We start from the raw sequence: 12,255 nt of genomic DNA, 5'->3' as shown, positions 1-12,255 counted from the left end.
ATTGTTCTGAGATGTGGTTCAGCTGCGGACTAGGCGGGCGATCGCGTCGGACGCCTCGCGGACCTTCTCTTCGGCCTCGGGGCCGCCCTTCTGCGCGGCCTCGACCACGCAGTGCGAGAGATGCTCGTCGAGCAGCTCCAGCGAGAACGACTGCAACGCCTTCGTGGCCGCCGACACCTGCGTCAGGATGTCGATGCAGTACTTGTCCTCCTCGACCATCCGCTGCAGACCACGAACCTGCCCCTCGATCCGCCGCAGCCGCTTCAGATGGCTGCTCTTCTCGGCGGTGTACCCGTGCACGTGTCCCTCATCGGTGGTCATCTCGCGCCCTCTTCTCGCCTCAGCTACCCCCACGGGGTATCTCCACGCCTCAGAAGTTACCCCCTATGGGTATAGAACGCAAGTCCTCCCGCAATACCGGTTGGGGGTATCTGGCAGAGGCGGTCGCAGGGCACCCCCGCCGACGACGCACAACCGCCGTACGCCGGGTCTTGAACAGGGGCCTGGTGGGGCAGCACAGGTTATTTCCTGTGCACCGGCTCCGCCGGGGGTGCACTCCCACCCGCCACGCCGTGCTTTGCGTGTGGTGCGTGTGCGCGGGTGGTGAACAAACCTGTCACGCTGTGCGTCTGGTCAGGGACGGGATGGATGAGAGGGGTGTGGATGTCCGACGTGGCCATCAGTACGCGGGGGTTGCGCAAGACGTACCGGACCCGGCGGGGGCGCAAGGTGGTGGCGGTGCAGGGGCTGGATCTGGAGGTTCCGGCCGGTGGGGTGCACGGGTTCCTCGGGCCGAACGGGTCGGGGAAGACCACGTCGATCCGGATGCTGCTGGGGCTGATCCGCGCCGACGCGGGGACGATGACGGTGTTCGGCCGGCCGGTGCCGGCGCAGTTGCCGGAGGTGGTCGGGCGGATCGGCGCGATCGTCGAGTCGCCGAAGTTCTTCCCGGCGTTCACCGGGCAGAAGAACCTGGAGCTGCTCGCGGAGGCGATCGGTGCGCCGCGTGCCCGGGTCGGTGAGGTGCTGGAGCAGACCTCGCTCGGCGAGCGGGGGAAAGACCGGTTCCGGTCCTACTCGTTGGGCATGAAGCAGCGGCTGGCGATCGCGGCCACGCTGCTCAAGGAACCCGACCTGCTGATCTTCGACGAGCCGACCAACGGCCTCGACCCGGCCGGTATCCGGGAGATCCGCGAGACCATGCGCGGACTCGGCGAGCAGGGCAAGACGGTCCTGGTCAGCAGCCACATCCTGGCCGAGGTCGAGCAGGTCGCCGACACCGTGTCGATCATCGGCCACGGCCGCCTGCTCGCGTCCGGCACGGTCGCGGAAGTGATCGGCGGCGGTACGGCGCCGACGGTAAAGGTTGCTGTCAACAACCACGAGGCCGCGACCCGCGTCCTGACCGCGGCCGGTATGACTGTTCGTGCCGACGGCAACTATCTGCTCGTCGAAGGCGCACCGGATCCCGCCGACGTGACGCGGCGCCTCGCCCATCAGGAGCTGTACGTGTCCGAGCTGACCCCGGTCCGTGCCGACCTCGAGTCGGTCTTCCTCGAGCTCACCGAGGGCGAGGGGTTGTGATGATCCGCCTGACCAAGGTCGAGCTCCGCCGGCTGGTCTCGCGCCGTTTGACGGCGGTCGGACTCGTCGGCCTGTTCCTGATCACGATCCTGCTCCTGGTCGCCACCTACTTCGACGCGAGGCCGTTGTCCGCCGTCGAGCAGCAGCAGGCCCAGCAGCAGTACGAGATGGCCCACAAGGACTGGGTGGACCACGCGGAAGAGATGCGCACGCAGTGCGAGGCGGACTGGAAGACGCAGCCCGACCCGAAGCCGAAGCTCGAGGAGATGTGTGTCTACTCCGAGCCCAAGCCCGAGGACTTCGGCAAGCCGCCGACCGTGTTCGCCCAGATCATGCCGGACCTGTTGCAGGGTTCGTCGTACTTCCTGGCGTTCGCGGCGTTCCTGATCGGGGCCAGTTTCCTCGGCGCCGAGTTCAGTTCCGGTGCCATCGGCAACTGGTTGACGTTCGAGCCGCGCCGGCTCCGGGTCTACGGCAGCAAACTACTCGCGGCCGCGACCGGTTTCGTGCCGATCGCCGCGGTGGTCCTGGCCGTCATATTGTTCGGCACGTTCCTCATCGTCGACAAGCTAGGTGACACTGCGAGTACGACGGGGAAGGTCTGGAGCGACCTGTCCGCGATCGGCGGTCGCGCGGTGGTGACGTCCGCACTGGCCGCGGCACTCGGCAGCGTCGTGGGCCTGCTGCTCCGGCACACCGCTGCCGCGATCGGTGTCGTGATGGCGTACCTGGTTCTTGCCGAGGGCGTGTTCGCCGCGTTCCTGGAGAAGGCACAGCCATGGTTGATCAAACTCAACTTCGACGCCTTCGTCCGGCACGACGCGCAGTACTACGTGACGGAATGCAAGACCGGCAGCGACGGCAGCTACGCCTGCGACTACGTGCAGAAAACGCTTTCGTTCGAGCACGGTGCCTGGTACCTGGCGATCTTCACCGTGGTCGTGGTCCTACTCGGCGGCTGGGTCTTCCACCGCCGAGACGTCAACTAGCTTCCTGCTGCGCCGCCGCCGTACCGCGCCGATCAGTGCGATCCCGAGCGTGGCTGCGGCGGCGGCCGCACCGACCGCCAAGCCGCGGCGCAGCCCCGGCGGTACGAACGTGCAGTCCACCCGGTCCGCCGTACCCGTGAGCGGGACGGCGATCAGGCCGCCGAAGCTCCGCGGGGTCTGCGGCTTGCCGCCGGCGACCTTGCAGGTCCAGCCGTCGATCTTCGGTACGCCGACCACCGCCCAGCCCTTGCTGCCCGCGGGCAACGTCGCGTGGAGGGAGTGACCGGTCGTCTCCACGTCCGTCGCCCCGGTCGCCCGCAGCTTCTTGACCGCGCTGCGCAAGGCCTGCTGGTCGAGGCAGCCGAGGGCGTTCCGCGGCGGGATGCCCTGCGGGGCCTCGCCGAAGTTGACCTCGACCACCACGATCCCGGTCGCCGGCACGGTACCGAGACCGATCATCGCGCTGCTGGTGTTGATCCCGGGCCGGCGCGTCGAGCTCAGTTCGTGCCACTCGCCGTCGGTCAGCCGGGCGCGGCCGCCGACCCGCGGCATGAACAGGTACGCCGTGCTGCCCGGCTTACAGGCCGCGACCAGCTTGACGTCGCCGGTCGCGAACCGGGTGCCCTTGTACTCCGGGACTTCGTACACCTTGGTCCCGAGCAGGCGCTCCTGGGCCGCGTACGCGTTCGGGGCGTTGGTGTCGACCGGGACCGCTGCATCGAGCCGGCGCCGTACCGTGACCAGCGGCGGGACCGTCGCTCGGGTGATCTTCGGATTGCCGTCGACGAGCCGCATCCGGGCGCCGACCGAGAAGATCGTGTCGGTCACCGGGTTGTCGAGCGTGCGCGCCGCGCGACCGTACCCGGACCAGCCGAAGCCGAGTCCCGTCATCATCTCGTTCACTGAGTGCGGCAACAGGCTGCTGTACAGGCCGGCGCCCTGCCCGCCGAGCAGAATCGGGTCGTTCGGCGTGACGGACGTTCCCGGCTCGGTCCGGTACGTCGGCCAGCCGTCGGCTTCCCGCAACGCGTCGTACCGCGCGGTCTGCTTGTCGTCCCACGCCGCATTCGACGCGCTGAGCACCTTCGAGCGCTGCTCGTCGGTGATCACCGCGGTCCAGGTGGTCTCCACCGCCACGACCACCAGCAGTGCGGCGAACGCGGCGACGACCGGCCACTTCACCCGGCGCGTCCTCGGGAACCGGCGTAACGTCCAAATGGTGCCGAACGCAATCAGCGTCACCGCCCCGGACGCGATCAGCACCTCCATCCAGTGCTCGGTCAGCAGCGGACTGCCGTCGGACAGTACGGCGATCAACGCCAGCAGGGCCGCACCGCCCAGCAGGGCGATCGGACCGGGCAGCTTGTGGGCGACCGAGACCCACGCGACCGCGACGAGGATGCCGCAGAGCACGAACGCCTCGCGGTACTGGCTGCCGTTGGGGGTATCGAACGCGTGCCAGAACTGCTGCGTCGGCGCCCACCGGAACGACAGCGCCACCAGGACGGTCGTGATCGCCCAGATCGCTTTCGTCCGCCAGGGGACGAACTTGTTGAACGGCATCGTCAGCGCGAGCAGCAGGGCGATCGTTCCGACGTACAGGCTGGCAGTCCGGCCGACGCCCTCCGACAGCGGCAGCAGCCGGGAGAGGAACAGGTCCATCGCCGAAGCGTGGAAGATCCCGGACGGGGACGGCGTTGCGGCGCGGTTGGTGGTGACGATCGGTAGCAGGATGGGCGCGACCAAGGCCATGCCGAGCACGAACGAGACGCCGTGCCGGACGACCGACCGGAGGCGCAGCGACCAGCTCAGGTCGCTGCTGAGCAGCCGGGCGAGCAGGTAGATGCCACCCCCGATCGTTGCCATGTAGGCGGTGTAGAAGTTGGACAGCCAGAAGACGGCGACCACCAGCACACTCAGCACCCGGTTGGTCCGGCGCAGTGACCACTCGGCGACCAGGAAGAACATCGGCAGGGCGATCAGGCCGTCCAGCCACATCGGCACGTAGGATCCGTCGTCGAGCGCCCAGCCGCAGACGCCGTACGAGACTCCCAGAATCGCTGCAACCCAGCGGGGTCCTGGACGCATCTTGAGAAGTACGGCGGCCATCGCGGCCGCGGCCAGGCTCAGCTTGAGCGTGGTGACGACGTAGACGGCGAGGTCGATCTGGTCGCGGGGGAACAGACCCACCAGCAGGGACAATGGGCTGCCGACATCGACCCCGACGTCCGCGAGGAAGCCGACGCCGAAGGCGCTCTGCCAGTTGAACAGCAGGTCGCCCTGGCCCTGGCCGTGCAGGACGTCCCAGAGGTGGGCGAAGAAGGGGATGTACTGGGTGCCAAGATCGTTGGTACTGCGGGACAGCGAACCGAAGGGAAAGGTACCGCGGATGATTCCGGAGGCGGCGAACACAGCCGCCACCACGACAGCGGCGACGGCGGCCGGCAAGAGTGCCGAGCGCCGTCGAACAGCCCCTTCGTCAGCGCCGCCCTCAGCACTGTCCTCGGAAACCATTGGCCGCCCCTTCGTTCCGCTCACCCGGTCGCCAAAGCTAGCGGGTAGTTCCGGTCTGGACAAGAATCGCATCATGGTCGACGTACGGGGCGGATGGGGACAGCGATGCGGTTGAGTCTGGTGGTGCCGTGTTACAACGAGGTCGAGGTGATCTCGCGGTTCCATCAGGCGCTCAGTCGCGAGCTCGAGGAGACCGGGCGGCCGTACGAGATCGTGTACGTCGACGACGGCTCCTCTGATGGGACGCTCGAGGCCCTGGTCGAGTTGGCATCGACCGACGAATCGGTCCGGTACCTGTCGTTCAGCCGGAACTTCGGCAAGGAGGCCGCGATGCTGGCCGGCCTGCGGTACGCGACCGGCGACGCCGTGGTGATCATGGACGCGGACCTGCAGCACCCGCCGGAGCTGATCGGCCGGATGCTGAAGGAGTACGAGCGCGGCTTCGACCAGGTGATCGCGCGCCGCAACCGGACCGGGGACCCGGCGAGCCGGACGCTGTTCGCGCGGGCGTACTACTGGCTGATCAACAAGTGGGCCGACGTCGAGATGATGGACGGGGTCGGCGACTTCCGGTTGCTGTCCCGGCGCGCGGTCGACGGGCTGCTCGAGCTGAACGAGTACAACCGGTTCTCGAAGGGGCTGTTCGCCTGGATCGGGTTCGAGTCGCTCCTGTTCGAGTACGACAACGTGAAGCAGCCTGCGGACCGGAAGAGCCGGTGGACGTTCCGGCGCTTGCTGGAGTACGGCCTGGACGGGCTGCTGTCGTTCAACAACAAGCCGCTGCGGATGGCGATCTACGTCGGCCTGCTGCTGACCGCGGTGGCCGCCGGGTATGCGATCTGGGTGATCGTTGCCGCGATCCTGCACGGTGTCGAGATGCCCGGGTACGTCACGCTGATCGCCGCGATCACCGGGCTCGGCGGACTGCAGATGGTGATGCTCGGCGTGATCGGCGAGTACATCGGCCGGATCTACTACGAGACCAAGAAGCGCCCGCACTACTTGCTGAAGCAGACCAACATGGACCCCGCGGACCGGGTGGAGCGGAGTCACTAAACGGGACCGGCCCCAGGTGGAGGAACCACCCGGGGCCGGTAACAGCTACTGCTTGCCGATCAGGCGGTGATCCGCTCGTCGGTCGAGGTGGAGAACAGGTGCAGCTTCTCCGGGACGGCCGCCAGGCGGATGGTCGAACCCTTCTCGACCGTCATCCGGGCGTCGATCCGGGCCACGATCTGCTGGTGCTCGCCGTTGTGCTCCGACGTGCCGTACAGGTACGCGTCCGCGCCGAGCTCCTCGACCACGGCGACCTTCACCGGCAGGCCCTCGTCGGCGACCTTGAAGGCCTCCGGGCGAACGCCCACGGTCAGGGTCTTGTCGCTACCGGCCTTGGCCAGCACGTCGCGCGCGATCGGGATGGTGTAGTCGCCGACCTTGGCGCCACCGTCGGAGATGTCCGCGGTGAGCAGGTTCATCGCCGGCGAGCCGATGAAGCCCGCGACGAACTTGTTCTTCGGGTTGTCATACAGGTTCAGCGGGGTGTCGACCTGCTGGAGCAGACCGTCCTTGAGCACCGCGACCCGGTCGCCCATCGTCATGGCCTCGACCTGGTCGTGGGTCACGTAGACGGTGGTGACGCCGAGGCGCTGCTGCAGCTCGGCGATCTGGGTGCGGGTCTGGACGCGCAGCTTGGCGTCGAGGTTCGACAGCGGCTCGTCCATCAGGAAGACCTGCGGGTTACGGACGATCGCGCGGCCCATCGCGACGCGCTGGCGCTGACCACCGGACAGTGCCTTCGGCTTGCGGTCGAGGTACTCCTCCAGGCCGAGCAGCTTGGCGGCCTCGCCGACCCGCTTCGCCCGGTCCTCCTTGGAGACACCCTGCATCTTCAGCGCGAAGCCCATGTTGTCCGCGACCGACATGTGCGGGTACAGCGCGTAGTTCTGGAACACCATCGCGATGTCCCGCTCTTTCGGCGGACGGTGCGTGACGTCGCGGTCGCCGATGTAGATCGAACCCTCGTTGACCTCTTCGAGGCCGGCGAGCATCCGGAGCGAGGTGGACTTGCCGCAACCCGACGGGCCGACGAGCACCATGAACTCGCCGTCCTCGATCTCGAGGTTGAGCTTGTCGACGGCGGGGGTGTCACCACCGGGGTAGATCCGGGTTGCCGCCTTGAACGACACAGTAGCCATGACTGATCTTTCCCTTCACCGGCAGGAACGTGCCGGACGATCCGAGTAAAGGTTCCCCCCGAGCGGGGGAGTCCGCCTATCCTCGCCCGGCGCCGCTCGTCCTGACAAGGTGTACGGCGTGTGACGTGTCCGTTCTGTTCACGGAGTGGACACCTGTGTGCAGTCTGCAAGTTCTTGCAGGATCTTGCTGAAAAGTCAGGGGCGCCTCGGTACAGTGCCGGGCGTGAGCAGCAGAGCACGGCTGGCGGACATCGCGGCCAAGGCGGGGGTCAGTGAGGCGACGGTCTCGCGGGTGCTGAACGGGAAGCCGGGGGTCGCCGAAGACACGAAGCAGTCGGTCCTGACCGCCCTCGACGTACTCGGGTTCGAGCGGCCGTCGCGGTTGCGGCGCCGGTCCGCAGGGCTGATCGGGCTGGTGATGCCGGAGCTGATCAACCCGATCTTCCCGGCGTTCGCCCAGGTGATCGAGTCGGCGTTGTCGCAGCGCGGGTTCACCCCGGTGCTGTGCACCCAGTCGCCGTCCGGCGCGACCGAGGAGGAGTACGTCGAGATGCTGCTCGAGCGCGGCGTCTCCGGGATCATCTTCGTCTCCGGCCTGCATGCGGACACCGGTGCGGACCACGAGCGCTACCAGGCGCTCGTCGAGCGCCGGCTGCCGGTGGTGTTCGTGAACGGCTGGCTGCCGTCGGTCGAGGCGCCGTTCGTGTCATCGGACGAGTACGCCGCGATGGAGCAGGCGGTCACGCATCTGGTGGCCCTCGGGCACCGCCGGATCGGTTTCGCGTCCGGGCCCGAGCGGTTCATCGTCGTGCAGCGGAAGCTGGCCGGGTACCGGACCTCGATGAAGGCTCAGCTCGGCCTGTCCGACGAGGACCTGAACCCGCTGGTTGCCTTGAGCATGTTCGGTGTGGAGGGCGGTGAGGCGGCCGGTCGGCAGTTGCTGGACGCCGAGGTCACCGCGGTCGTCTGCGGCTCGGACATGATGGCGCTCGGCGTCATCCGCGCCGCACGGCAGCGGGGTCTCTCGGTTCCCGGTGAGTTCTCGGTGGTCGGGTACGACGATGCGCCGATGATGGAGTTCACCGACCCGCCGATGACGACGATCCGCCAGCCCGTGCACGCGATGGGGCTGGCCGCGGTCCAGTCGCTGCTGGAGGAGGTCCGCGGCCACGCCACACCGCACACCGAGTTCCTGTTCCGCCCGGAACTCGTCGTTCGCGGTTCGACAGGCCCGGTCAGAATGGGTATCTGAGCCGCAGACCGAGGGCCGAGGTCGAGTTGGTCGTGTAGATCGCGGAGACCTCCGCCGGTGTGAGTGCACGGGTGTAGAGGCGGAAGTCGTCGAGTGCGCCCTTGAGGTTCTGCAGGCCGTCGAGGCGCTGACCGAGATGGATCTGGAACGGCCGTTTCGGGCTGACCGATCCGATGCTGCCCGTGGTGGTCGCGGCTGCCACGCTGTCGACGTACAGGGTGAAGGTGCTGCCCTGGCGGCTCAGTGCGAAGTTGTGCCAGGCCTGGTCGTTGTAGGACTTGGTGGTTGCGAGGGTGATCGCGGTTTCGCCGCTCTGCGCGAGGGCGCGGAGGCGGTTCTTGGACGGTTCGGCGCGGAGCCAGAGTTGTGAGTAGACATCGCCTTGGTTGTAGGCCCAGAGGAGCGGTTGGTCGGCGGTGCTGGCGCCGTACTTGAACCATCCGGTCCAGGTGAAGTCGCCGCTGCTCACCGCGAGCTGTTCAGCGAACGGGAGCTGCACGTAGTCGTCGGTGCCGTCGAGCGAGACCGCCGTACCGAACTTTCCGGCGACCGAAACCGGGCCGCGCAGGTAACCGTGCAGATTGTTGCCGGAGGCATCGGGTGTGGTCGGTACGCCGGTCGTGTCGCCGTCGGGCAGGCCGAGATCGGATTCGGTGAACCTCGTGAACCAGATGTAGCCGTGCGACCAGTTGGCGGCCCGTTCGTAGACGAGCGCGACGGTGCTGTCGTTGATCCGGGTCATGTCCGTGTACGCCGACATGCCGCTGTAGATGACCGTGCCGCCACCGGGATCGACCCATTCGGTGCCGCCCTTGAACGTAGAACGGATCGTCAGGTTCTCGCGGGTCGTGCCGAGGCGGGTCGGGGAGGCGAGCAGGACGCGGTTGTAGCGATCGCCGCGGTCCGTCGCTCGGAGCTCGAGGGTGGAGGCCTGGACTGTCGGTACGGCGAGACTCTGCTCGGCCGCGTCGGCGTGGAATCCGGTGGAGAACGTCTGGCCGGCGTCGCTCGAAACGGCTGACGCGACGGTCGACGGGTTGGTGCCGCCCTCGTCGCGCGCGAAGGCGAAGAGGGAACCGTCGGGGCGCTCGAAGACGGACAGTTCCTGTACGCGGAGCGCCGGATCCGCGGAGTTGTCGTGCGCTCCGAGCTGCCACGTCGTACCGCTGTCGTCGCTGTAGACCAGGGCGCCGCCTTTGTGGTCGCCGTCAGTCGTGGAGTAGTGCGTGCCGACGACCAAGCGGCCCGCATGCGGTCCGCGTTGCAGTTGGATGCCGTGCGAGGGACCGGTCGCGTAGCTGCTCCACTCGGGGAGCTTCACGCTGCTGGTGATCTCGCGCGGCTCGGACCAGGTCGCCCAGTTGTCGTCGCTGTACTGCGCCCAGACCGTGTTGTACTCGCGCGTCGTCAGCAACGCGATGCGGCCCGTCCTGGTGTCGACGACCGGAGCCGGGTTGTGTGCGGTCGCGTCCACGCCGGCATGCACGACCTGCGGCGCGCTCCAGGTCACGCCGCCGTCCGTCGACCGCACCATCACCACGTCGTGCGTGCCGACATCCCCGCAGCTCGGTTTCCGGCCCTCCGCGAACAGCACCAGCGTCCCGTCGTTCCCGCGCACCAGAGCGGGAATCCGGAAACACGTGTACCCCGCGGTCCCCGGCGACAGGATCGCCTTCCCTTCCAGACCTGCCCCGTACGCCGGAGACGTCAAGCAGGCCGTAACCACCACCAAGAGCGCAAGCAGTACTCGGCGGAATCTCATGACCGCAAGTCTTCGCGACCCCGACACCCCAAGCGCTCCCCGACGGCGTGTCGTAGTACGTCCTATGTCCTCCGCGAAAGGCTCCGGCCCGGGACCGTCCCCTGCCGGGCGGCTCCGGGCCGGAGGATCGTGTACCTGCACGCAGGCAGAACCCCCGATTCGGGGTGGTTCGTGCGCCGAAAGGCGGGTTCTGCCTGCGCGGCGGTCCTACTTGGACGTGTGGAAGGCAGCCAGCGGAAGCGACGTCTTCCCGTTCGCCCAAAGCTGGTTGACCTTGGAGCGCTCGGTCGAGTCCGGGTACGCGTTCGTGCAGGACGGGCCGGGGCCGCCGCCGGACATCAGTTCGGAGCAGGGGCCGGAGTAGTGGTCGGGCAGGCCGAGGACGTGGCCGGTCTCGTGGGCGACGATCCGGGTCTTGTCGTACTGCTCCGACTGGGCGTAGTCGATGAAGATGTAGCCGCCTCCGTGCCCGTCGGTCGACGCGTACGAACCACGCGAGTCGTTGCCCTCGGTGTAGTAGAAGTCGTAGTTGCTGCCCTCGACGAGCTTCACGTTGCTGACCGACGAGTTCCAGATCTGCGTGCTGGACGAGATCTGGGACGCGAACGTCGGCGCGTCGACGGCGTACGTCACGGTGACCGCGGTGACCTTCCGGCCGGCCTTGGTCTGTTGCGCCATCTTGGCCTGGGCGGACTTCATCACGGCGTCGTAGAACGCCTTCGTGGCGGCTTCGTCCTGCGGCGAGCCGACGTACGCCGCGCGGGTGGTGGCGGTGGAGACGTGCGAGTCGACGGCGGGCGCGGCAGTCGAGGGGGACGCTGCCAGCGCGGGTACGGCCAGCGCGGCGGCTGCGAGCCCCGCGAGGCTGGAGAGGATACGGCGATGCGACATGGAGGGCCTCACTCCGAATCGGTGGCGGATAGCGACGGGCGGATTACCGATCGCCACCTTCGGATGCTCCCAAGACTCCCGATTTTCCGCATCGCTTCCCGCAAAACCCTCGGGTTAACCCGCGAATCCGATCACCCGTTCTATGCCGGACATAACGGTCGGGTTATGGGTTCAGCGGTCGCGCGCCGTGAGGAACGTCCGGAGATCACTCGCGATCCGGTCCGGGTACTCGCCGTTGACCGCGTGCGACGCGTCCGGATACAGCACGACGGTCTTCGTCCGGAGCGCGCGTTCCGCCGTGCTGCGGGCCTTCGGCGGGTCGTGCATCACCGAGCGCCCGGCGATGATCGCGAGCACCGGCATCGGCAGCGCGGCCAGCTGCGGCTCGGTGATGCGCTGCGGCTGTGGCTGCTTCATCGTGTAGTTCTTCATGCCGGCCTCGATCATGTCGGCGACCGGGACGTGCTCCACGGGCGCGCCGCCGGCGGTGTACGAGTTGAAGCTGTCCCGCCACGACCGCGGTAGCCACTTGACCGTGGCCGGGAGTGAACGAATCACGGTCTCCAGTGGCAGGCCGTCGTACACCAAGGGCGCGTCCAAGGTGGTGACCGTGGCGATCCGGTCCGGCCGGCGTACGGCGAGATTCATCGCGCTCCAGCCGCCGATCGAGAGCCCGAGCAGGTTGAACCGCTGCTCCGGCAGGGCCGCCAGGGTCTGGTCCAGCCAGGCCGCTTTGTCCTCGTCGGAAGTGATCGGTTTGCTCTGGATGCTCATCCCGGACTCGCCGAGCAGGTCGATCGCGTAGACGTCGGTGATCGCGAGCAAGGACTTCAGGTTGTCGGCCCAGACCGGCGTTCCGGACGACGTACCGGGCAGCAGTACGAGCGGGTCCAGGCCGCTCTTGGCGCCGGAGAACTGGTACACGCGGACGACGCCGTAGTCCGTGCGGATGTCGCGGACCGCGGTCGGGGCGGGGAGGTCGCGCATCGCGGCGTCGTACTTGGAGCGGTAGTCCTCGTAGCCGGCCGCGCTGTTCCAGTGGCCGACCGGAGACGGCGTCCGCAGCAC

Annotated in this window: 10 protein-coding genes; 4 read left to right on the top strand and 6 right to left on the bottom strand. The window is 67.8% G+C overall.

The window, feature by feature from the left end:
* Positions 1 to 18: 18 nt before the first annotated feature.
* The gene (locus tag E0H45_RS33570; RefSeq protein ID WP_131344924.1) at positions 19 to 321 is read right to left on the bottom strand and encodes a metal-sensitive transcriptional regulator; all 303 of its coding nucleotides are present in this window, start codon (positions 319 to 321) and stop codon (positions 19 to 21) included.
* Between the two features lie 342 nt (positions 322 to 663).
* Here E0H45_RS33570 and E0H45_RS33565 point away from each other — a divergent pair, with 342 nt between their 5' ends.
* Together E0H45_RS33565 and E0H45_RS33560 are read left to right on the top strand one after the other, a co-directional pair.
* Positions 664 to 1,584: an ABC transporter ATP-binding protein gene (locus tag E0H45_RS33565; protein WP_131344922.1), complete on the top strand. Its 921-nt coding sequence runs from the start codon at positions 664 to 666 to the stop codon at positions 1,582 to 1,584.
* Positions 1,584 to 2,573, top strand: a complete 990-nt coding sequence (locus E0H45_RS33560) for an ABC transporter permease subunit (protein ID WP_131344920.1) — start codon at positions 1,584 to 1,586, stop codon at positions 2,571 to 2,573. Before E0H45_RS33565 ends, E0H45_RS33560 begins: the two co-directional genes overlap by 1 nt.
* Here the strand turns inward: E0H45_RS33560 and E0H45_RS33555 are convergent.
* A complete protein-coding gene (locus tag E0H45_RS33555; RefSeq protein ID WP_165546682.1) occupies positions 2,532 to 5,087 on the bottom strand; it encodes a YfhO family protein in 2,556 nt (851 codons plus the stop codon). The two genes, E0H45_RS33560 and E0H45_RS33555, sit on opposite strands and share 42 nt — an antisense overlap.
* Positions 5,088 to 5,192: 105 nt before the next feature.
* Here E0H45_RS33555 and E0H45_RS33550 point away from each other — a divergent pair, with 105 nt between their 5' ends.
* Positions 5,193 to 6,143, top strand: a complete 951-nt coding sequence (locus tag E0H45_RS33550; protein ID WP_131344917.1) for a glycosyltransferase family 2 protein — start codon at positions 5,193 to 5,195, stop codon at positions 6,141 to 6,143.
* 59 nt (positions 6,144 to 6,202) lie between these two features.
* On the opposite strand, the gene E0H45_RS33545 is transcribed toward E0H45_RS33550, so the two are convergent.
* Entirely contained in the window at positions 6,203 to 7,282 is a 1,080-nt protein-coding gene (locus E0H45_RS33545) for an ABC transporter ATP-binding protein (RefSeq protein WP_131344915.1), read from the bottom strand.
* Between the two features lie 223 nt (positions 7,283 to 7,505).
* On the opposite strand from E0H45_RS33545, the gene E0H45_RS33540 reads away from it, so the two are divergent.
* Positions 7,506 to 8,534 carry a LacI family DNA-binding transcriptional regulator gene (locus E0H45_RS33540; protein ID WP_131344913.1) on the top strand — a complete coding sequence of 343 codons (1,029 nt, stop codon included), beginning with the start codon at positions 7,506 to 7,508 and terminating at the stop codon, positions 8,532 to 8,534.
* Here the strand turns inward: E0H45_RS33540 and E0H45_RS33535 are convergent.
* The 3 genes from E0H45_RS33535 to E0H45_RS33525 form a co-directional block, all read right to left on the bottom strand.
* The gene (locus E0H45_RS33535; protein ID WP_131344911.1) at positions 8,518 to 10,296 is read right to left on the bottom strand and encodes a sialidase family protein; all 1,779 of its coding nucleotides are present in this window, start codon (positions 10,294 to 10,296) and stop codon (positions 8,518 to 8,520) included. The genes E0H45_RS33540 and E0H45_RS33535 overlap by 17 nt on opposite strands.
* A gap of 207 nt (positions 10,297 to 10,503) precedes the next feature.
* Positions 10,504 to 11,187: a snapalysin gene (gene snpA, locus E0H45_RS33530; RefSeq protein WP_131344909.1), complete on the bottom strand. Its 684-nt coding sequence runs from the start codon at positions 11,185 to 11,187 to the stop codon at positions 10,504 to 10,506.
* 171 nt (positions 11,188 to 11,358) lie between these two features.
* Entirely contained in the window at positions 11,359 to 12,255 is an 897-nt protein-coding gene (locus E0H45_RS33525) for an alpha/beta fold hydrolase (protein WP_238155479.1), read from the bottom strand.

The sequence above is a fragment of the Kribbella soli genome (genome assembly GCF_004331345.1).
Classification (GTDB): domain Bacteria; phylum Actinomycetota; class Actinomycetes; order Propionibacteriales; family Kribbellaceae; genus Kribbella; species Kribbella soli.
Note: the sequence above shows the minus strand (reverse complement) of the source record. Positions and strands in the feature narration are given on the sequence as shown.